The sequence below is a fragment of the Hydrogenophaga atypica genome, from assembly GCF_042665215.1.
Taxonomy (GTDB): Bacteria; Pseudomonadota; Gammaproteobacteria; order Burkholderiales; family Burkholderiaceae_C; genus Hydrogenophaga; species Hydrogenophaga defluvii_A.
The window spans coordinates 45,498-65,729 of sequence record NZ_JBHTCA010000002.1 but is presented as its reverse complement, the minus strand read 5'-3'; the positions used below and the strand labels follow the sequence as shown (position 1 = coordinate 65,729).

Annotated in this window: 19 protein-coding genes; 7 read left to right on the top strand and 12 right to left on the bottom strand. The window is 64.6% G+C overall.

Annotated elements, in window-relative coordinates; translation table 11 throughout:
* The first annotated feature begins 5 nt into the window (after nucleotides 1–5).
* Both ACFQPB_RS02690 and ACFQPB_RS02685 read left to right on the top strand, forming a co-directional pair.
* On the top strand, nucleotides 6–878 hold the full coding sequence (locus ACFQPB_RS02690; RefSeq protein WP_382219573.1) for an ATP-binding protein: 873 nt from the start codon (nucleotides 6–8) through the stop codon (nucleotides 876–878).
* Nucleotides 875–1,291, top strand: coding sequence for an NUDIX domain-containing protein (locus ACFQPB_RS02685; RefSeq protein WP_382219571.1), 417 nt, complete (start codon nucleotides 875–877; stop codon nucleotides 1,289–1,291). Before ACFQPB_RS02690 ends, ACFQPB_RS02685 begins: the two co-directional genes overlap by 4 nt.
* Here the strand turns inward: ACFQPB_RS02685 and ACFQPB_RS02680 are convergent.
* Genes ACFQPB_RS02680 through pilB form a run of 6 tightly spaced genes read right to left on the bottom strand, consistent with a single transcriptional unit; the run spans nucleotide 1,278 to nucleotide 6,726 of the window.
* Nucleotides 1,278–1,484, bottom strand: coding sequence for a DNA gyrase inhibitor YacG (locus tag ACFQPB_RS02680; protein WP_382203179.1), 207 nt, complete (start codon nucleotides 1,482–1,484; stop codon nucleotides 1,278–1,280). The two genes, ACFQPB_RS02685 and ACFQPB_RS02680, sit on opposite strands and share 14 nt — an antisense overlap.
* A complete protein-coding gene (gene zapD, locus ACFQPB_RS02675) occupies nucleotides 1,481–2,239 on the bottom strand; it encodes a cell division protein ZapD (RefSeq protein ID WP_382220115.1) in 759 nt (252 codons plus the stop codon). Before zapD ends, ACFQPB_RS02680 begins: the two co-directional genes overlap by 4 nt.
* Before the next feature lie 41 nt (nucleotides 2,240–2,280).
* A complete protein-coding gene (gene coaE / locus ACFQPB_RS02670) occupies nucleotides 2,281–2,889 on the bottom strand; it encodes a dephospho-CoA kinase (protein WP_382219569.1) in 609 nt (202 codons plus the stop codon).
* Nucleotides 2,886–3,734 (bottom strand): prepilin peptidase, encoded by an 849-nt coding sequence (locus ACFQPB_RS02665; RefSeq protein WP_382203181.1) that lies wholly within the window; start codon nucleotides 3,732–3,734, stop codon nucleotides 2,886–2,888. The genes coaE and ACFQPB_RS02665 overlap by 4 nt, the downstream gene beginning before the upstream one ends.
* Complete coding sequence (locus tag ACFQPB_RS02660; RefSeq protein WP_382219567.1) at nucleotides 3,731–4,948, bottom strand: type II secretion system F family protein; 1,218 nt, start codon at nucleotides 4,946–4,948, stop codon at nucleotides 3,731–3,733. The genes ACFQPB_RS02665 and ACFQPB_RS02660 overlap by 4 nt, the downstream gene beginning before the upstream one ends.
* 41 nt (nucleotides 4,949–4,989) lie before the next feature.
* The gene (gene pilB, locus ACFQPB_RS02655; protein ID WP_382219566.1) at nucleotides 4,990–6,726 is read right to left on the bottom strand and encodes a type IV-A pilus assembly ATPase PilB; all 1,737 of its coding nucleotides are present in this window, start codon (nucleotides 6,724–6,726) and stop codon (nucleotides 4,990–4,992) included.
* 239 nt (nucleotides 6,727–6,965) lie between these two features.
* Between pilB and accB the strand changes: the two genes are divergently transcribed.
* The 3 genes from accB to prmA are packed head-to-tail and all read left to right on the top strand — an operon-like array spanning nucleotide 6,966 to nucleotide 9,674.
* Nucleotides 6,966–7,427 carry an acetyl-CoA carboxylase biotin carboxyl carrier protein gene (gene accB, locus ACFQPB_RS02650; protein ID WP_382219564.1) on the top strand — a complete coding sequence of 154 codons (462 nt, stop codon included), beginning with the start codon at nucleotides 6,966–6,968 and terminating at the stop codon, nucleotides 7,425–7,427.
* Nucleotides 7,428–7,440: 13 nt separating this feature from the next.
* Nucleotides 7,441–8,790, top strand: coding sequence for an acetyl-CoA carboxylase biotin carboxylase subunit (gene accC / locus ACFQPB_RS02645; RefSeq protein ID WP_382203185.1), 1,350 nt, complete (start codon nucleotides 7,441–7,443; stop codon nucleotides 8,788–8,790).
* A complete protein-coding gene (gene prmA, locus ACFQPB_RS02640) occupies nucleotides 8,790–9,674 on the top strand; it encodes a 50S ribosomal protein L11 methyltransferase (RefSeq protein WP_382203186.1) in 885 nt (294 codons plus the stop codon). The genes accC and prmA overlap by 1 nt, the downstream gene beginning before the upstream one ends.
* Before the next feature lie 7 nt (nucleotides 9,675–9,681).
* Here the strand turns inward: prmA and ACFQPB_RS02635 are convergent, their stop codons facing one another.
* On the bottom strand, nucleotides 9,682–10,848 hold the full coding sequence (locus ACFQPB_RS02635; RefSeq protein WP_382219562.1) for a methyl-accepting chemotaxis protein: 1,167 nt from the start codon (nucleotides 10,846–10,848) through the stop codon (nucleotides 9,682–9,684).
* 105 nt (nucleotides 10,849–10,953) lie between these two features.
* On the opposite strand from ACFQPB_RS02635, the gene ACFQPB_RS02630 reads away from it, so the two are divergent.
* Both ACFQPB_RS02630 and ACFQPB_RS02625 read left to right on the top strand, forming a co-directional pair.
* Nucleotides 10,954–11,886 (top strand): zinc-ribbon and DUF3426 domain-containing protein, encoded by a 933-nt coding sequence (locus tag ACFQPB_RS02630; protein ID WP_382219561.1) that lies wholly within the window; start codon nucleotides 10,954–10,956, stop codon nucleotides 11,884–11,886.
* A gap of 19 nt (nucleotides 11,887–11,905) precedes the next feature.
* Complete coding sequence (locus ACFQPB_RS02625) at nucleotides 11,906–12,814, top strand: carbohydrate kinase family protein (RefSeq protein WP_382219559.1); 909 nt, start codon at nucleotides 11,906–11,908, stop codon at nucleotides 12,812–12,814.
* A gap of 57 nt (nucleotides 12,815–12,871) precedes the next feature.
* On the opposite strand, the gene ACFQPB_RS02620 is transcribed toward ACFQPB_RS02625, so the two are convergent.
* The 5 genes from ACFQPB_RS02620 to ACFQPB_RS02600 all read right to left on the bottom strand — a co-directional run bounded on the left by ACFQPB_RS02620 (nucleotide 12,872) and on the right by ACFQPB_RS02600 (nucleotide 20,231).
* The gene (locus tag ACFQPB_RS02620; RefSeq protein WP_382219557.1) at nucleotides 12,872–13,357 is read right to left on the bottom strand and encodes a histone; all 486 of its coding nucleotides are present in this window, start codon (nucleotides 13,355–13,357) and stop codon (nucleotides 12,872–12,874) included.
* Nucleotides 13,358–13,567: 210 nt separating this feature from the next.
* Nucleotides 13,568–14,794, bottom strand: coding sequence for a ribonucleotide-diphosphate reductase subunit beta (locus ACFQPB_RS02615; RefSeq protein WP_382203551.1), 1,227 nt, complete (start codon nucleotides 14,792–14,794; stop codon nucleotides 13,568–13,570).
* A gap of 154 nt (nucleotides 14,795–14,948) precedes the next feature.
* Entirely contained in the window at nucleotides 14,949–17,846 is a 2,898-nt protein-coding gene (locus ACFQPB_RS02610) for a ribonucleoside-diphosphate reductase subunit alpha (protein ID WP_382219555.1), read from the bottom strand.
* A 362-nt stretch (nucleotides 17,847–18,208) separates the two neighbouring features.
* Complete coding sequence (gene ampD, locus ACFQPB_RS02605) at nucleotides 18,209–18,772, bottom strand: 1,6-anhydro-N-acetylmuramyl-L-alanine amidase AmpD (protein WP_382219553.1); 564 nt, start codon at nucleotides 18,770–18,772, stop codon at nucleotides 18,209–18,211.
* A complete protein-coding gene (locus ACFQPB_RS02600) occupies nucleotides 18,762–20,231 on the bottom strand; it encodes a sigma-54-dependent transcriptional regulator (RefSeq protein WP_382203191.1) in 1,470 nt (489 codons plus the stop codon). Before ACFQPB_RS02600 ends, ampD begins: the two co-directional genes overlap by 11 nt.
* Nucleotide 20,232: the final 1 nt, after the last annotated feature.

The window sequence follows — 20,232 nt, the reverse complement described above, 5'->3', positions numbered from 1 at the left end:
GCAGCATGAACGAACACTTTGAGCGCCTGCTGCAACGCGCCGAGCAGCTGATCACCCGCATCGAGTCCGTTCTTCCGCAGCCCCTGGGCGAGCCCGACTGGGCCGCGTCCATTGCCTACCGTTACCGCAAACGCAGCAGCGGTCATGGCGGCCTGGAGCCGGTGCGCCACGTGGCCGACATGCGCCTGGCCTCGCTCAAGGAAATCGGCCAGCAGAAAGAAAAGATCCAGCGCAACACCGAGCAGTTCGTGAAAGGCCTGCCGGCCAACAACGTGCTCCTCACCGGCGCGCGAGGCACGGGCAAAAGCTCGCTGATCAAGGCCTGCCTCAACGAATACGCGTCCCAGGGTCTGCGCCTGATCGAGGTGGACAAGGCCGACCTCACCGACCTGCCCGACATCGTGGACGTGGTGGCAGCCCGCCCTGAGAAATTCATCGTTTTCTGCGACGACCTGAGCTTCGAGGACGGCGAGCCCGGCTACAAGGCACTCAAGTCCATCCTGGATGGCTCGGTCTCGGCGGCCTCGCCCAACGTGCTGATCTACGCGACCAGCAACCGGCGCCACCTGTTGCCCGAGTACATGAAGGAAAACCTCAGCTACACGCACACCGCCGATGGCGAGGTGCATCCGGGCGAGGTGGTGGAGGAGAAGATCTCGCTGTCCGAGCGCTTCGGCCTTTGGGTGAGCTTTTATCCTTTCAGCCAGGACGAGTACCTGGCCATCGTGGCGCAGTGGTTGTCGTCTTTCAACGTGCCGGCAGCGGCCATCGAAGCCGCCCGACCCGAGGCACTGGTGTGGGCCTTGGAGCGAGGCTCGCGTAGCGGCCGTGTGGCTTACCAGTTCGCACGTGACTATGCTGGCAAGCACGCCGAATGAGCGACACTCGCAAGCATACCGAGGTGGCCGTCGGCATCCTCATCCGCCAGGATGGGGCGCTGCTGCTGTCCACCCGCCCCGAGGGCAAGGCCTACGCCGGCTACTGGGAGTTTCCGGGCGGCAAGATCGAGGCCGGCGAGACGGTGACAGAGGCCTTGCGGCGCGAGTTGATCGAAGAACTGGGCGTGACCATTGGCGAGGCCCACGAGTGGAAGGTGACCGAACACGACTACCCGCACGCACTGGTGCGGCTGCACTGGTGCAAGGTGTTCGATTGGAGCGGTGGATTTGAGATGCGCGAAGGCCAGCAAATGGCCTGGCAGACGTTCCCGCTGACGGTGTCTCCCGTGCTGCCGGGGGCCTATCCGGTGCTTGACTGGCTGGAAGCCGAACTAGGCGTCACTGGAGCCTAGGGTCGCCGAACGGTTGTTCGTCGGGCGGTGCTTCGGCGGGCACGCGGAAGTGTTCGGCCGCCCACGCACCGATGTCCAGGTTTTTGCAGCGCTCGCAACAAAACGGCCTGTACGGGTTGGACGTGGCGTAGACGCTGTCGCCGCCGCAGCCGGGGCAGCGCACCAGGCGGGGCTTGACCTCGGTGCCGCTCATGCGCACAGGCTCAATTCAAAATTCATGTCCACATCGGTGGCGCCGTGCAAGCGGTGGTCTTCGCCCATGCGCATCATGCGCACCGAAAACATCAGGCGGTTGCCGCTGATTTCCGGCACCAGGCCCTGGCTGCCATCAATGAACACACGCAGCAGTTGGAAGCTGCGCCCCTGTGGCAGGTTTTGCTGAAACTGCCCGCCCAAAGCCACCACCTTTTGGGGCGACCCCGCGTCACGCAGGAGCTTGAGCAGCCAGTGGATGGCCTCGGCCAAAGGTGCGAGGTGACCGACCCAGCCGTTGAGATCTTGCTGACGGCGCTCGGGCGGCTGGTGCTGCCAGTCGTAGTAAGCGGGCAGATCGAATTCGCAGGTGCCGCCGGGGATGCCGATGCGGCTGCGTATCGCCATGAGCCAGTCGTTGTCGGTCAAGGCCTGGCCGATCTTGCCGGAGATGGCATTGAGGGCGGTAAAACAGCTGTCAAGCTGACCCACGATCTGGTCGAGGGCGGCTTCAGAGATGGCCGGGTTGCCCCGGTAGCTGTTGAGCTGCTGCTTGTGTTTTTCCAGGTCCTTGAGCACGTCCGTTTTCATGTCGGCGCGCGCCGCCACGTCCATCACCTCGAAGATGGTCTGGATGGCGAAGTGGTGGTCCAGCGCGTGTGTGCGTGGCACCAGCTCACCCAGGCGCCGGAACAGGTCTTCCAGTCGAAGGTAGGTCCGGATGCGTTCGTTGAAGGGGTACTCGTACAGGATCACGGCGCGGGCGGGCTGGCTGGCAGGTGGGCGGACAGCGGGCATCATAGCCCGAATGATGTGGCCAGCGCCCGCACGTCGCGTTCCAATTGCAGCAGGGTGTTGCCAGCGCCGTTGAAAACCACGGCGTCGGCGGCGGCCAGTCGCTGGGCACGTGTGGCCTGTTGCTGGATGACGGCTTGCACGGCGTCACGTGCCCAGCCGTTGCGCGCCATCACGCGTTCGATCTGGGTCTCGTGGTCGCAATCGACCACCACCACGGCGTCCACCCGGCCTCGCCAGTGGGGCGACTCGACCAGCAGCGGCACGTCGAACACCACACACGGGGCCGCGCTTTGGGCCAGGGCCTGTGCCATGGCTTGCTGCACACAGGGGTGGATGATGGCTTCCAGCGCCTTCTTGGCTGCCGGGTCGCTGAACACCCGTGCGCGCATCTGGTCGCGGTCCAGGCTGCCGTCGGCGGCCACAAAGTCGTCGCCAAACACGCGGCGGATGTCGGGGATGGCACTGCCGCCAGCGGCCGTGCTGGCGCGCGACATGGCGTCGGCGTCCAGCACCTGGGCACCGAATGAGGCCAGCAACTGGGCCACGGTGCTTTTGCCGCTTCCTATGCCTCCGGTGAGCCCCAGGCGCAAGCCAGGCCCAGTGGTCACAGGCCCACCACCTTGAGGATGGCTTGCGGGCCGAAGACCAAGGCCGCAAAACCCGCACCGGCCAGAAACGGGCCAAAGGGCACGTAACCGCCTTCTCGCAGGTTGTCAAAGACCTTCATGCCAATGCCCACCACGGCACCAATGACGGACGCCATGAGCACCATGGGCACCAATGCCTGCCAGCCGAACCAGGCGCCCAGAGCGGCCAGCAGCTTGAAGTCGCCATAGCCCATGCCTTCCTTGCCCGTGGCCAGCTTGAACAGCCAGTAGATGCTCCACAACGACAGGTAGCCGGCCACAGCGCCCCACAGCGCATCGGTCAGCGGCACGCGGGTCCATTGGAGCGCTGCGGCGATCAGACCGGCCCACAGCAGGGGCAGGGTGATGTCGTCGGGCAGCAAGGTGGTGTCCCAGTCGATGGCGGCCAAGGCCAGCAAGGCGGCGGAAAACCCCCACCACGCCAGGGTGCTCAGGCTCATGCCGTGGCGGTCAAAACAGAAGACAAACAGCGCGCCCGTCAGCAGTTCGATGGCGGGGTAGCGCCAGCCGATGCGCGTGCCACATTCGGCGCAGCGCGCTTTCAGGGCCAGCCAGCTCAGCACCGGGATGTTCTGGTACCAGCGGATGGGCGCATGGCAGCTGGGGCAATGCGAACGTGGCGTGACCAGGTTGAAGGGTTTGCCGGCGTCGGCGGGTGCCTGGCCCGACAGTTCGGCACACTCAGCCGCCCAGCGCCGCTCCATCATCTTGGGCAGGCGGTGGATGACCACATTGAGAAAGCTGCCGATGAGCAAGCCCAGGATGCCCGCCAGCAGCGGGCCAGCCAAACCGATGTCCACCGTCACACCACCTGGCCCAGTTTGAAGATGGGCAGGTACATCGAGACCACGATGCCGCCGATGATGGTGCCCAGGATCACGATGATGATGGGCTCCATCAGGCTGGACAGGCCGGCCACCATGTCGTCCACCTCGGCTTCGTAGAAGTCGGCGGCCTTGCCCAGCATGTGGTCGATGGAGCCGGACTCTTCACCGATGGCGCACATCTGTATCACCATGGACGGGAAGATGTTGGCGTTGGTCATGGCCGCTGTCAGGCTGGTGCCGGTAGAAACCTCTTGCTGGATTTTTTCGGTGGCCACGGCGTAGACGGCGTTGCCCGACGCGCCGCCCACCGAGTCGAGTGCCTCCACCAGCGGCACACCGGCGGCGAACATGGTCGACAAGGTGCGCGTCCAGCGCGCGACCACCGATTTTTCAACCAGCGCGCCAAAGATGGGGATGCGCAACAGCAGCTTGTCCATGAAGTGCTGCATTTTTTCGTTGCGCCGCCAAGCTTGGAAAAAGAAGTAGAGGCCACCTCCAATGATGCCGAAGATCAGCCACCAGTAGGCGACGAAGAATTCGCTCATGGCGATCACGAACAGCGTGGGCGCGGGCAGGTCGGCGCCGAAGGATGAGAACACCTGTTTGAACGCCGGAATCACAAAAATCATGATCACCGTCACCACCACAAACGCCACCACGATCACCGCGATGGGGTACATCAGGGCCGACTTGATCTTGGACTTGATCGCCTCGGTTTTTTCCATGTAGGTGGCCAGGCGGTCCAGCAACTCTTCCAGAATACCGGCCGCCTCGCCCGCTTCCACCAGGTTGCAGTACAGGTTGTTGAAGTACAGCGGGTGCTTGCGGAAAGCCGAACTCAGCGAGGTGCCGGTTTCCACATCGGTGCGCACATCGTTGAGCAGGCGGGTCACGCTGACGTTGGGGTTGCCGCGGCCCACAATATCGAAGGCCTGCAGCAAGGGCACACCGGCTTTCATCATGGTGGCCAGCTGGCGGGTGAAGATGGCGATGTCCTTGGGCTTGATGGACTTGCCCGAGCGCATGCGGCGCTTCTTGATCTTGGTGGGCAGAATGCCCTGACGCCGCAGCGAGGCCTGCACCTGGTTTTCGCCCCCGGCACGCGTTTCACCCCGAACCACCTTGCCATTGCGGTCCTTGCCTTCCCACTCGAACACATACTCCTTGATGTCTTTCGATGCTGCGGTTGCCATGTGGGTCCTCTGGTGTCGGGGGCTTGTGCCGGCGCGTGGGCTCACTCGTTGGTGCAGTTCAGCACCTCTTCGAGTGAGGTAACGCCCAGTTTAACCTTGTGTAACCCTGCTTCGCGCAGGGTGCGCACACCTTCGCGGCGCGCCTGCTCGGCGATTTCGAGCGCGCTGCCGCCGCGCAAGATGATGCGTTGCATGTCTTCGGTGATGGGCATGACCTGGTAGATGCCCACCCGGCCTTTGTAGCCGTTGTTGCAGGCGTTGCAGCCCACTGGTTTGTAAGGGCGCCAGCTGCCGTCCAGTTCTTCGGGTTTGTAGCCGGCGGTCAGCAAGGCGTGCTCCGGCACGGTCAAAGGCACTTTGCACAAGGGGCACAGACGGCGCGCCAAGCGTTGCGCGGTGATCAGGATGACGCTGGACGCGATGTTGAACGGCGCGATGCCCATGTTAATCATGCGCGTGAGCGTGGCCGGTGCGTCGTTGGTGTGCAGGGTGGACAAGACCATGTGGCCGGTCTGGGCCGCTTTGATCGCGATGTCGGCCGTTTCCAGGTCGCGGATCTCGCCCACCATGATCACGTCCGGGTCCTGGCGCAGAAAGGCCTTGAGGGCGGAGGCAAAGGTCAGGCCCGCCTTTTCGTTGACGTTGACCTGGTTGACGCCGGGCAGGTTGATTTCCGACGGGTCTTCCGCCGTCGAAATGTTCACGCCCGGCTGGTTGAGGATGTTCAGACAGGTGTAGAGCGACACCGTTTTGCCCGAGCCCGTGGGGCCGGTGACCAGCACCATGCCGTAAGGCCGGGAAATCGCATCCATCAGCTTTTTCTTCTCATCGGGCTCGTATCCGAGCGCTTCGATGCCCATCTTCGCGCTGCTGGGGTCGAGGATACGGATCACGATCTTCTCGCCAAACAGCGTGGGCAAGGTGCTGACGCGGAAGTCGATCACCTTTTCCGGGCCGACCTTGAGCTTCATGCGCCCGTCTTGCGGCACGCGCTTTTCGGAGATGTCCATCTTGGAGATCACCTTGATGCGCGAGGCCAGTTTGTCCTTGATGGCCACCGGCGGGCTGGCGATCTCGCGCAGCTCGCCGTCGATGCGGAAGCGCACGCGGTAGTTGTGCTCGTAGGGCTCAAAATGCAGGTCAGATGCGCGCATGCTGAAGGCATCGAGCAGCATCTTCTGCAAAAAGCGCACAACAGGTGCGTCTTCCACTTCGGCCGACACCTTGTCCGCAGGCTCGCCGGAGCTCATCTCCACGCTGGATTCGTCGAATTCGAAGTCGCCGCCAACGATGTGATCGATGGCTTCACCCGCCGTGGTGCTGGCGGCATCCACCAGCTTGCTGAGCTTGTCGTACTCGGCAATCACCCAGTCCACGCCCAGCTGGGAGGAGAACTTGATCTTCTCCAGCGCCTGGTGGTCAGACGGGTCGGCGGTGGCGATGGTCAGGCGGTTGCTGCGCTTGCTCAACACCAGAATGCGCGCTTGTTGGCAGACTTTGGGGTCCAACACACCTTCAGGTAGGCGCTTGACGTCCACCGCATCGAGGTCGAGCAGTGGTGCGGCAAAGGCCTGCGACATGGTGTGTGCCAGGTCGGCCGATGACACCGCGCCGCTGCCCACCAGTTCCGAGATGAAACTGGTGCGCTGGGCCTGGGCCTTGGCGTAAATGTCCTCTGCGCGGCGTGCGTCGAGTTTGCCGGCGGCCACCAGCGTGCGCGCCAGGCCTGGCAACGCCATGGTCACGGTGGGGGTGGTGGTCTTGTCGTCTTCAGCCATGGGTGGCAGCCGGCTGCAGGGTGCGGTCCACGGCGGGAGATGTCCACTTTGCAGCTGCTAAAACTGTGCGGCCAACTGGGCGATTAAGGGCAGATGCCTGCATGTTGTCGGTGAATTGACCGAAATTGCTTACCACAAACGCCGGAAAGGTCGAAAATGAAGCTTCGTGTATAGTCCGCACGCTTTTCAACCATTGTGTATGGTTTGTTGCATTCTAGGTGCACATACTGGAGAAATATATGGATTTGCGCAAACTCAAGACCCTGATCGATCTGGTCTCCGAGTCCAACGTGTCGGAACTCGAAATCACGGAAGCCGAAGGCAAGGTCAGGATCGTCAAGAGCGCGCCCGTGGGGGCCGTTGCGCCGATGATGCAGGCGGCGCCGGTGGTGACGCTGGCACCCGCTGCGGCGGCTGCCCAGCCGGCGGTGGCAGCTGCCGAACCGGTGGTGGCCGCCGCTCCGGCCGGCCACGTGGTCAAGTCGCCCATGGTGGGCACCTTCTACCGGGCGTCCAGTCCCGGTGCCAAGCCCTTTGTTGAAGTGGGTGCGTCCATCAAGGAAGGCGAAGCCATCTGCATCGTCGAAGCCATGAAGATCTTGAACGAGATCGAAGCCGACAAAACCGGCACCGTGACCCAGATCCTGGTCGAGAACGGCCAGCCGGTGGAATACGGCCAACCGCTGTTCATCATCGAGTGAGCGGCGCTGCGCCATGTTCAAGAAAATCCTGATTGCGAACCGCGGCGAAATCGCCTTGCGGATTCAGCGCGCCTGCCGGGAGATGGGCATCAAGGCGGTGATGGTCTATTCCGAGGCCGACCGCGACGCCAAATACGTCAAGTTGGCCGATGAGGCCGTGTGCATCGGCCCGGCGCCGTCGGCCCAGAGTTACCTCAACATGCCGGCCATCATTTCGGCCGCCGAGGTGACCGATGCCGAGGCCATCCACCCTGGCTATGGTTTCCTGAGCGAAAACGCCGATTTTGCCGAGCGGGTGGAAAAAAGCGGCTTCAAGTTCATTGGTCCCACCCCCGAATCCATCCGTCTGATGGGCGACAAGGTGTCGGCCAAACAGGCCATGATCCGCGCGGGTGTGCCTTGCGTGCCGGGCTCCGAAGGTGCCTTGCCTGCCGATCCGGCGGTGATCAAGCGCACCGCCAAGGCGATTGGCTACCCGGTCATCATCAAGGCCGCAGGCGGTGGCGGCGGGCGTGGCATGCGGGTGGTGCACACCGAGGCGGCCCTGCTGCACGCGGTGCAGACCACCAAGGCGGAAGCGGGTGCGGCCTTTGGCAACCCCGAGGTGTACATGGAGAAGTTTCTCCAGAACCCGCGCCACATCGAGATCCAGATCCTGGCCGACCAGCACCGCAATGCGGTCTACCTGGGCGAGCGCGACTGCTCCATGCAACGCCGTCACCAGAAGGTGATCGAGGAAGCACCGGCGCCGGGCATCCCACGCCGCCTGATCGAGAAGATCGGTGAACGTTGTGCGGCCGCCTGCAAAAAGATTGGCTACCGTGGCGCCGGCACCTTCGAGTTCCTGTATGAAAACGGCGAGTTCTATTTCATCGAGATGAACACCCGCGTGCAGGTGGAGCACCCGGTGACCGAGTGGATCACCGGCATCGACATCGTGCGCACCCAGATCGCGGTGGCGGCGGGCGAAAAATTGCCCTTCACCCAGCGCCAGATCGTGCTGCGTGGCCACGCCATCGAGTGCCGCATCAACGCCGAAGACCCCTACAAGTTCACGCCGTCGCCCGGCCGTGTCACCACCTGGCACGCGCCGGGTGGCCCGGGTGTGCGGGTCGATTCGCATGTGTACGCCAACTACTTTGTGCCACCCAACTACGATTCCATGGTGGGCAAGATCATCGTGCATGGCGATACCCGCGAGCAGGCGCTGGCGCGCATGAGCACGGCGCTGAGTGAAACGGTGGTCGAGGGCATCCTCACCAACATCCCGCTGCACCGCGAGCTGATGGTGGACGCCAACTTCGTAGCCGGTGGCACCAACATCCACTACCTCGAAGAGTGGCTCTCCAAAAGAGTTCGCTGATGTTTGAACTGACCCTGCTGGCCCCCGAAGACCGCGTCGAGACGCTGAGCGAAGCGCTGGAGGCGCTGGACGCCCTGAGCGTCTCGGTGGAAGACGCCGATGCCTTGACCGAGGCCGAGCAGGCGCTGTTCGGCGAGCCCGGCATGCCGCCGCCCAAGGCCGGTTGGCAGCGTTCGCGTGTGGTGGCCTTGTTCGGTGAAGAGGCCGCAGCGCGTGAAGCGGCAGCGTTGCTGCAGGTGCAGGATTTTTTCGATGGCTGCGAAGTGCTGGCCATCACCACCCTGGCCGACCAGGACTGGGTGCGCCTGACACAGTCGCAGTTTGATCCGGTCGAGATCACGCCCACTTTCTGGATCGTGCCGAGTTGGCACGAGCCGCCGGCCCAGGCGCGCCAGGTCATCCGCCTGGACCCGGGCCTGGCCTTTGGCACTGGCACCCACCCCACCACACGCATGTGCCTGCGCTGGGTGGCCGCGCGCGATCTGGTGGGGCAGCGCGTGCTCGACTACGGTTGTGGCTCGGGCATCCTGGCCATAGGCGCGGCCAAACAGGGTGCAAACGACATCGTGGCGGTGGACATCGATCCTGCTGCCGTGGAATCCACCCGCTTGAACGCGGCCAACAACCACGTGGCCTTGCACGCGGGTTTGCCCGACCAGGCGCAGGGCGTCTACCAGGTGGTGCTGGCCAACATCCTGGCCACGCCGCTCAAGGTGCTGGCGCCGCTGCTCTGTGCTTTTGTTGCCGACGGCGGCCACCTGGTGCTGGCCGGCATCCTGTCGCGCCAGGTCGACGAGCTCAAAGCCGCCTACGCACCCTGGCTGGTGCTGGACGTGGCCGACGAACTGGACGGCTGGGTGCTGATGACCGCACGGCGTGGCTGAGCCAGCATCACGCTGCCCAGGCGATGGCCTGCTGTGATCCGCGCAACCTGAACATGCTCACGGCACCCACCAGTTGTTGCGCCTGCTGACGCAGCTGGTCGGCTGCGGCGGCAGATTCTTCCACCAGGGCCGCGTTCTGCTGGGTCATGTGGTCCAGGTCCTCGATGGCCTGCTGCATCCCCGTCACGCTGTGGGCCTGCTGTGTGCTGGATTGGCTCAGCCGCCCCATCACGCGGCCCACCTCGCCCACGGTGTGGACGATGTCCTGCATCGCCTGGCCGGCGTCGCGCACCAGTGTGGCACCGTCGGCCACCTTGCGCGTGGAGGTCGTGATCAGCTGCCGGATTTCGGCGGCCGCCGCGCCGCTGCGTGTGGCCAGCGTGCGCACCTCCGCCGCCACCACAGCAAAACCACGCCCCAGTTCGCCCGCGCGTGCCGCCTCCACCGCCGCGTTCAGGGCCAGGATGTTGGTCTGAAAAGCGATGCTGTCGATGACGCCGATGATGTCGTTCATGCGCTGGCTGTCCGCGTGCATGCCGTCCATGGTCAACACCACCCGGGTGACCACCTCGCCGCCTTGCTGGGCCGCCGTGGCAGCGCGGGCCGCCAGTTGATCGGCTTCCTGCGTTGCCTGACCGGCTTGAGCGATGTGCTGGCTCAGGGTTTGCATGTCCAGCACCACCTGTTGAAGGCGCTGGGCGCCTTGTTCGGTGCGCTGGCTCAGGTCCATGTTGCCTTGTGCCATCTCGCCCGACACCTCGGAGATGGTGTGGGTGGCTGTCTGAATGCGCCCCAGGCTGGACTGCAGCTGCCCCACCAGCTGACCCAGCGAGGCCATCAGGCTGCTTGCGGGCGCTTGGGGGATGTCCATGTCGAGCTGGCCCGCTGCCAGGTCCGAGAGGACACGCCGCGCGCGCGACGGATCGGCGCCGAGCACCCGGGTGGCGGTGCGCCTTATCCAGACCGTGAAGCCCAGGCAGGTGGCCACACAGGCAACGGTCAGCACCACCACCAGCCAGCCGCCGGTGGCGATCCAGGCCGCCAGTTGTTCGGGCGTGGCTTGGGCCGCCTGTGCGTGCAGCCACCAGGCGCCCAGTCCCACCGCACCGCCGGCGCCGGCCACCATGCCTGTGGGCACCAGCATGGAGAGTGTGAGTTTTTGCGTGTAGTTCATGGCATCTGAAGGCGAAACAAGGGAACCACTTTAGCGGCAACACCCGCCCCATGTGAAGCTGGCCCTGCACAAGGGGTGGCGTGCGCCCCCCTACAATCGCCGGCAATGAGCTTCGTCACCCGATGCCCCGCCTGTGCCACCCATTTCAGGGTGGTGTCCGATCAGCTCAAGATTTCGGATGGGTGGGTGCGTTGTGGGCAATGTGGCGAGGTGTTTGATGCCTCGGCCCATTTGACGCCGTTGCCACCGTCCGCCCCTGAACCAGCCCCCACGGTCGAGGCGCCAGCGGAAACCTGGTCGGCGGTGGTGCCCCCGTCGCCAGAGCCAGAGCCAGAGCCAGAGCCAGAGCCAGAGCCGCCGGTGGTGCCGTTGGCCGAGCCGCCGAGTGCCTTGCCATCCGATGACGATGCGCAGGACTCGATGTACGACCTGCCACCTGCGGCACAGCTGCTGCCGCCATCCGCACCCGAGGCAGACGATCTGGCGGCCAACGAAGCGGTGCTGGCCGCATTCCCCGAGCAGGTGGGGTTTGTGCGCCAGGCGCAGCGCCGCGCTTGGTGGGCGCGCCCAGCGGTGCGATGGGGTCTTGGCGTGCTGAGCCTGCTGTTGTGCGCTGGCCTGTTGTTGCAATGGGTGTTGTTCGAGCGCGATCGGATCGCGGCCCTGCGGCCCGATCTGCGCCCCGCCCTGGAAACCTTGTGCCAGCCGCTTGGGTGCCAGATCGAGCCGTTGCGGCTGGTGCAGGCGTTGAGCATCGACAGCACCACTCTGGCGCGCCGGGGCAACGGCCGCTACGCACTCGAGGTCGTTCTGCGCAACGCCTCGGTGTTCGAGCTCGCCATGCCCGCGCTCGAATTGAGTCTCACCGATGTGCGCGACCAACTGTTGTTGCGTCGCGTGATCCTTCCGGCCGAGTTGCCTGTGGCGCCGGCCACCGTGCCCGCCAACAACACCTTGACCTTGCGCATCGATGTGCTCATCGATGGGCCGGCGGGGGACGCGCTGGCCGGCTACCGGACCCTGGTTTTTTATCCCTGACCGCTCACCTCTTCACACCATGTCCATTTACGTTTGTGGCTCGCTGGCCTTCGACACCATCATGTCTTTTGAGGGGCGTTTTGCCGAGCAGATCCTGCCCGAGCAACTGCACATCCTCAACGTGTCCTTTCTGGTGCCCGCGCTGCGGCGCGAGTACGGCGGTTGTGCCGGCAACATCGCCTACGGTCTGCGCCAGCTCGGGGCAACGGTCACGCCGGTGGCCACGCTGGGCAACGACGGGCAGGACTACCTGGCGCGCCTGAAGGCCTTGGCCATCGACACCAGCCACGTGCAGGTGGCGGGGGCCGAATACACGGCACAGGCCATGATCATGACCGACCGCGACAACAACCAGATCACGGCCTTCCACCCCGGCGCCATGGCGCAGGCCCACCTCAATCCCATTCGGGCAGAGGGAGCAGGCCACATCGGCATCATCGCGCCCGATGGCCGAGAGGCCATGCTGCGCCATGCCGAGCAGTTCCATGCGGCGGGCATCCCGTTTGTGTTCGACCCTGGTCAGGGCCTGCCCATGTTCGACGGCGCCGAGCTGCGCCATTTCATCGAGCTGGCCGATTGGGTGGCGGTCAACGATTATGAAGGGCACATGCTCAGCGAGCGCACCGACTGGAGCCTGGGCGAGGTGTCGCAACAGGTGCGTGGTCTGGTGGTGACGCTGGGTGAACACGGTGTGGATCTCTGGGAACAAGGCCAGGCCCATCGTGTGACGGGCGAGCGTGCCGAACAGGTGCTCGATCCCACAGGGTGCGGCGATGCGTTCCGTGCGGCCTTGCTGTGGGGCTTGTCTCAGGGGTGGTCCCTGGCGCGTTGTGCGGCGCTGGGCAACCGGATGGGCGCGCGCAAAATTGCCAGCCGGGGTCCGCAGAACTACCAACTCAGCGACGCTGACCGCAACGTGGCGCCCTGACCATGAAAAAAGCCCGGTGCAATGCACCGGGCTTTTGGCTTTCAGCGAGGCCTGAAATCAGGGTTTGCTGGAAGTGGGGAAAGGCCATGCGGCCTGCGGGTTCAGCGTGGTTTGTGCTGCGGGTGCAGGGGCAGGCTTGGCGGGCGCCTTTTTCGCGGCGGCTTTTTTGGCGGGAGCGGCTTTCTTCGCCGGTGCAGCGGCCTTTTTGGGCGCAGCGGCCTTCTTCGCCGGAGCTGCCGCCTTTTTGGGCGCAGCGGCCTTCTTCGCCGGAGCTGCCGCCTTTTTGGGCGCAGCGGCCTTCTTCGCCGGAGCTGCCGCCTTCTTGGCTGGAGCGGCCTTCTTCGCCGGAGCCGCCGCCTTCTTGGCCGGAGCGGCCTTCTTCGCCGGAGCCGCCGCCTTCTTGGCCGGAGCGGCCTTCTTCGCCGGAGCTGCCGCCTTCTTGGCCGGAGCGGCCTTCTTCGCAGGCGCTGCCGCCTTCTTGGCCGGAGCGGCTTTCTTCGCCGGAGCGGCTTTCTTTGCCGCAGCTTTTTTCGCAGTTGCCATGTTGTTCTCCTTGATCAAGTTGCACAGTGCACCACACGCCCCAGGATGGACGTGCAGCGATTCAGCGGGTTGGGAGCCGGTGGATGCATGCCACTTGTGGTGCCCAGCGCGTTGAATGGGGAGACAAAACCCGCGCGCGGCGTTGCCACAGCGTGTTGGTCGGGTTTTGAAAATGAAGGCCGCATGTGAAGAAGGCGTGGTCTTGTCCGGTCAGTCCCAGGACAGGGCGCCGCCCGATTGGTACTCGATCACACGGGTTTCGAAGAAGTTGCGTTCCTTCTTGAGGTCGATCATCTCGCTCATCCAGGGGAACGGATTCTCTTCGTTGGGGAACAGGGCTTCGAGGCCAATCTGCGTGGCGCGCCGGTTGGCGATGTAGCGCAGGTAGCCCTTGAACATGGAGGCGTTGAGGCCCAGCACGCCACGTGGCATGGTGTCCTCGGCGTAGCGGTACTCCAACTCGACCGCCTTCTCGAACAGCGCCTTGATCTCGGCCTTGAACTCGGCCGTCCACAGGTGCGGGTTCTCCAGCTTGAGCTGGTTGATCAGGTCGATGCCGAAGTTGCAGTGCATGGACTCGTCGCGCAGGATGTACTGGTACTGCTCGGCGGCACCGGTCATCTTGTTCTGGCGGCCCAGGGCCAGGATCTGCGTGAAGCCGACGTAGAAGAACAGGCCTTCCATCAGGCAGGCAAAAACGATCAGCGACTTCAGCAGCGTCTGGTCGTTTTCGGGCGTGCCGGTCTTGAAGGACGGGTCCATGATCGCCTCGATGAAGGGGATCAGGAACTGGTCCTTGTCGCGGATCGAGGCAACTTCGTTGTAGGCGTTGAAGATCTCGCCTTCGTCCAGGCCCAGCGACTCGACGATGTACTGGTAGGCGTGGGTGTGGATGGCTTCTTCAAAGGCCTGGCGCAGCAGAAACTGGCGGCACTCGGGCGCGGTGATGTGGCGGTAGGTGCCCAACACGATGTTGTTGGCGGCCAGCGAGTCGGCGGTGACGAAGAAGCCGAGATTGCGCTTGACGATGCGGCGCTCGTCTTCGCTCAGACCGTTGGGGTCCTTCCAGGTCGCGATGTCACGCGACATGTTGACCTCTTGTGGCATCCAGTGGTTGGCACAGGTGGCGAGGTATTTTTCCCAGGCCCACTTGTACTTGAAGGGCACCAGCTGGTTGACGTCGGTCTGGCCGTTGATGATGCGTTTGTCGGCGGCCGAGACGCGGCCACCGGCGTGTGCGCTGCGCGGGGCAACGGCCGCTTGGGCCAGTGCCTGCGCGTGGGCCGAAGCCTGTGCGGCGGCCAGCGAAGCGGAGGCGGGAGAGGGGGTGTGCATCGCCAGAGACGGCGAGGCGGTCACACCGCTGGGGCTGTTCGATGCCGGCGGCGTGTGGGTGCGTTGCGGTGAGGGCGTGACTTCGTCGTCCCAGGTCAGCATATCGGTTTCCAAGTGTGCGAATTATCAAAGCTGCGAATCGAAAAGCAAAGCGGCATCTCGATCCATCGCGCGTGTTTGTTGTGTGGGTGCATCGAAAAAAGGCACAAGCACATGCGACACCTGAGTGACCACATGTGCCGTGCCTTGAGTCATGTCACTGGCAGGCTTCGCAGCCCGCGTCGTCGATGGCCGAGAAGGTCACGTCGGTGGCCGCCACCACAGCCACAGGGGCTGCCACGTTGGATGCCGCCATCGCGTTGTGCGCGCCACCAGAACCCCCCATGGGCACCGCATTGAGCTGCCCCGTGCGACCGGTGGATTTCTCCACGTGGGTGGCGCTGCGGGTGCGCAGGTAGTAGGTGGTTTTGAGGCCACGCAGCCAGGCCAGCTTGTAGGTGTCGTCGAGCTTCTTGCCCGAGGCGCCGGCCATGTAGATGTTGAGCGATTGCGCCTGGTCGATCCACTTCTGGCGGCGTGCGGCGGCTTCCACCAGCCAGTGTGTGTCGACTTCAAAAGCGGTGGCGTACAAAGCTTTGATGTCTTGTGGCACACGGTCGATGGGCAGCAGCGAGCCGTCGAAGTGTTTGAGGTCCATCACCATCACGTCGTCCCACAGGCCCAGGCGCTTCAAGTCCTTGACCAGGTAGCCGTTGATGACGGTGAACTCGCCCGACAGGTTGGACTTGACCGAGAGGTTGCCGAAGGACGGCTCGATGGACGCGTCCACACCAATGATGTTGGAGATGGTGGCGGTGGGCGCAATGGCCACGCAGTTGGAGTTGCGCATACCGTCCTGTGCGATTTTGACGCGCAGCGCATCCCAGTCCAACGTGGCAGAGCTGTCGGTTTCGACGTAACCACCGCGCTGTTCGGCCAGCAGGTTCAGCGAGTCCAGCGGCAGGATGCCACGGTCCCACAGCGAGCCCTTGTAGCTGCTGTACTTGCCCCGCTCCTTGGCCAGCTCGGTCGATGCCCAGTAGGCGTGGTAGCACACGGCTTCCATGGAGCGGTCGGCAAATTCCACTGCTGCCTCCGATGCGTAAGGCACACGCAGCTGGTACAGCGCGTCCTGGAATCCCATGATGCCCAGGCCCACAGGACGGTGGCGCAGGTTGGAGTCGCGCGCCTTCTTGACCGCGTAGTAGTTGATGTCGATCACGTTGTCCAGCATGCGCATCGCGGTGGCGATGGTGCGCTTGAGCTTGTCCTGATCGATCTGGCCGTCCTTCAGGTGTTGGGCCAGGTTGACCGAGCCCAGGTTGCAGACGGCGGTTTCCGTGTCGCTGGTGTTGAGCGTGATTTCGGTGCACAGGTTGGACGAGTGCACCACGCCCACGTGCTGCTGCGGGCTGCGCACGTTGCAGGCGTCCTTGAAGGTGATCCAGGGGTGGCCGGTCTCGAACAGCATCGAGAGCATCTTGCGCCACAGGTCAGACGCAGGCACCTGGCGGTAGGGCTTGATCTCGCCGCGCGCGGCCTTTTCTTCGTAGGCCACATAGGCCTTTTCAAAGGCGGTGCCGAACAGGTCGTGCAGATCGGGCACGTCGTTGGGCGAGAACAGGCTCCACATGCCTTTTTCCATCACGCGTTTCATGAACAGGTCGGGAATCCAGTTCGCCGTGTTCATGTCGTGGGTGCGGCGGCGGTCGTCGCCGGTGTTCTTGCGCAGCTCCAGGAATTCTTCGATGTCCAGGTGCCAGGTTTCCAGGTAGGTGCACACGGCACCCTTGCGTTTGCCACCTTGGTTCACGGCCACGGCGGTGTCGTTGACCACCTTGAGGAAGGGCACCACGCCCTGCGATTCGCCGTTGGTGCCCTTGATGTGGGAGCCCAGGGCGCGCACACGGGTCCAGTCGTTGCCCAGGCCACCGGCAAACTTGCTCAGCAGCGCGTTTTCCTTGATGGACTCGTAGATGCCGTCGAGGTCGTCGGGCACCGTGGTCAGGTAGCAGCTGGAGAGTTGCGAGCGCAGCGTGCCGCTGTTGAACAGCGTGGGGGTGGACGACATGAAGTCGAACGAGGACAGCACCTCGTAGAACTCGATGGCGCGCGCTTCGCGGTCGATTTCGTTGAGCGCCAAGCCCATGGCCACGCGCATGAAGAAAGCCTGTGGCAGCTCGATGCGGGTCTTGCGCACGTGCAAGAAGTAGCGGTCGTACAGGGTTTGCAGGCCCAGGTAATCAAAGCCCTGGTCGCGCTCGGCCTTGAGGGCGGCGCCCAGGCGCTTGAGGTCGAACTGCAGCAGCTTTTCGTCGAGCAGTTCGTTTTCCACGCCCTTCTTGATGAAACCGGGGAAGTAGTCGGCGTAGCGCGCGGCCATGTCGGCAGGCAACACCTCTTCGCCCAACACCTCCTTGACGATGGTGTGCAGCAGCAGGCGCGCGGTGGCGTAGGTGTAGTCGGGGTCTTTTTCGATCAGGGTGCGGGCCGCCAGGATGGAGGCCTTGTGCACCTCTTCCAGCGGCACGCCGTCGTACAGGTTGCGCAGGGTTTCGGTGACGATGGGCTCGGGCTTCACGTCAGCGCCCAGGTTGGCGCAGGCACCGGCGATGAGGGTTTGCAGGTGGCCCATGTCCAGCGGCACGCGCTGGCCGCCATCGGTGACGTGCAGTTGTGGTGCGGCAGCGGCAGCGGGCACGCCTTGCTGGGCGCGTTCTTGCGCGCGGCGCTCGCGGTACAGCACATAGGCACGCGCCACTTCGTGGTGGCCGCTGCGCATCAGGCCCAGTTCCACCTGGTCTTGCACGTCTTCGATGTGGAAGGTGCCACCGCTGGGGCGCGAACGCATGAGCGCGCGCACCACGGCCTGCGTGAGCTGGTCCACGTCTTCACGCACGCTGGCCGAAGCGGCGCCCTGGGTGCCATGCACCGCCAGGAAAGCCTTCATCAGCGCCACCGCGATCTTGTTGGGCGCAAACGGCACCACCGCGCCATTGCGGCGGATGATCTGGTAATGCGACAGCGCGTCTGCGCTTTGAGCGCGGCTTGCCTGGGTCGCCGCAGGCTGGGCGGCCAGGGACGCGTGGGTGGGGCTGGATTCGGTGATCTGCATGGGCTTCCTCTTGGGATGTTGTTGGGCCTGGCGCTGTCGATGGGGGTGTCTCAGCGGCGGATGTTCGGCGTGGTCGAGAATCTCGGAAGGCACTATAGCTAGTGTGTCAACTTCCGACAAGCCACTACAGGTAGTGTATCGACCCAGTTTTCAATAGGCAAAAAAAGACGCGCTTCGGCGAGAAAAAACGGCTGTTTCTGCGCGGGCCTGTGGGCGCCAATGGCCAAGCCTGTGTGCGTGTTGGAAACGGCTTGCCACGGGCCTTGGAGCGCCATTTGCCGCTGTACCCCGCACCGTGCTTGGGCTTTGGGTGGCCTTCGGTGCGTGGGGGCTGCGCGGGCCTTTCCAGGTCGGGGCTGCCGCTATTGGGGAAAACACCGGGCCGGCCACGCCAGCCGGTTTTGCAGCTGGGCCCAGTCAAAGCCGGCGCCTGGGTCGGCCTTGCGACCGGGGGCCACGTGTTCGTGGCCGGCCACCGCGCGCACGGGGTAACGCCGGGCCAGGCGCTGGCACAGGTCGACCAGTGCGCCGTATTGCGCGGGCTCAAACAGGCCACCTTCCAGCCCTTCGAGCTCGATGCCGATGGAGAAATCGTTGCAGTTGTCGCGTCCCGCCCAGTGCGAGCGGCCGGCGTGCCACGCGCGCTGGTCGCAGGCCACAAACTGGACCACCTCACCGTTGCGCCGGACCAGGAAGTGGGCCGACACCTCCATGCCCCTGATGGTCTGGAAATAGGGGTGGGCGTCCCAATCCAGCCGGTTGCAGAACAGGGCTTCGATTTCGCCGCCACCAAAACAGCCCGGTGGCAGGCTGATCGAGTGCACCACGATCAGCGAGATGTCGGTCGGGTCGGGTCGGGGGCCGAAGTTGGGCGACGGCACGTGGCGCACCCCCGGCAGCCAGTGGGGCGCCACCTCACTCGTCATGGTCCACGGCGTCTTTGGGCATGGGAATTTGCAGGCGCTGGATGCGGTAGCGGATTTGCCGCAGGTTCAGGCCCAGGCGGGTGGCGGCCAACGTGCGGTTGTAGTTGGCCTCACGCAGCGCACGCACCAGCACCTCGCGTTCCTGCTGGTCCAGAAAAGCCTGCAGGTCCGACGGTGCGGCGGCGGGCGGCGCTGCGGCCTCGGGCAGGGCCTCGTCGCTGGCCGTTGGTGGGGCGTCAGGCGTCGGTGTCTCGGCCCATTCGCCGGCCCCGTCGCTGAGGTCGTTCAGGGTGATGATCTGTCCGTCGCACAGGGCCAGCGCGCGGTGCAGCAGGTTCTCCAGCTCGCGCACGTTGCCGGGCAGCGGATGGTGGTTCAGCCAGTCCTGGGCCAGCGGGTCCAACAGGGGCAGGTGCTGGCCCGACTCGGTGCAGATGCGGCGCAGCAGCGCCTGCACCAGCTGGGGCAGGTCTTCGCGTCGTTCGCGCAGGGCAGGCATGCGCACCTCGATCACGTTGAGCCGGTAGAACAGGTCTTGGCGGAAGTGACCGGCCTTGACCTCAGCGGCCAGATCTTTGTGCGTGGCACTGACCAGGCGCACGTCGATGTTGTCTTCCTGCACGGCGCCCAGTGCGCGCACCTGGCGCTCCTGCACCACGCGCAGCAGCTTGGCCTGCATGGCCAGCGGCAGATCACCGATTTCGTCCAGAAACAGCGTGCCGCCGTGGGCCGCCTGGAAGTAGCCTTCGCGGTCTTGTGATGCGCCGGTGAAGGCGCCTTTGCGCACACCAAAAAATTCGGCCTCGATGAGCGACTCGGGAATGGCGCCGCAGTTGACCGCCACAAATGGGCCGCTGGCGCGGTGGCTGCAACCGTGCAGGGCGCGCGCGACCAGCTCTTTGCCGGTGCCCGACTCGCCCTGCACCAGCACCGGTGCCATGCTGCGCGCCACCCGCTCGATGCGCTGGCGCACCGCCACCATGGGTGCCGACACGCCCACGATGCGGGCCAGCGGCGGTGCGCCGCTTGCGTCCGGTGACGGCACGGCGCTGGCCCCCCGTGTGGCCAGCGGACCGCTGCCCGGCATGCTCTGCAGGGCCGAGGCCACCACGCTGCGGAACTGCTTGAGGTCCACCGGTTTGGTCAGGTAGTCGAAGGCGCCGCATTTCAGGGCTTCCACCGCGTTTTCGGCCGAACCGTGGGCGGTGATGACGATGGCGCGCTCGTTGCGCTGGGCCCGGCTGATTTCGCGCAGCAGCTCGATGCCCTGGCCGTCCGGCAGGCGCATGTCGGTGATGATGGCGTGAAAGCGCCGGCCTTCGAGGGCGGCGCGTGCCTCGCGCAGGTCCTGAGCGGCTTCCACCCGGTAGCCCTCGCGCAGCAGCGTGAGCTCGTAGAGGGTGCGCAGATCGGGCTCGTCATCGACGACCAGAATCTCGAAGGGCGGGGTGGTGGACATG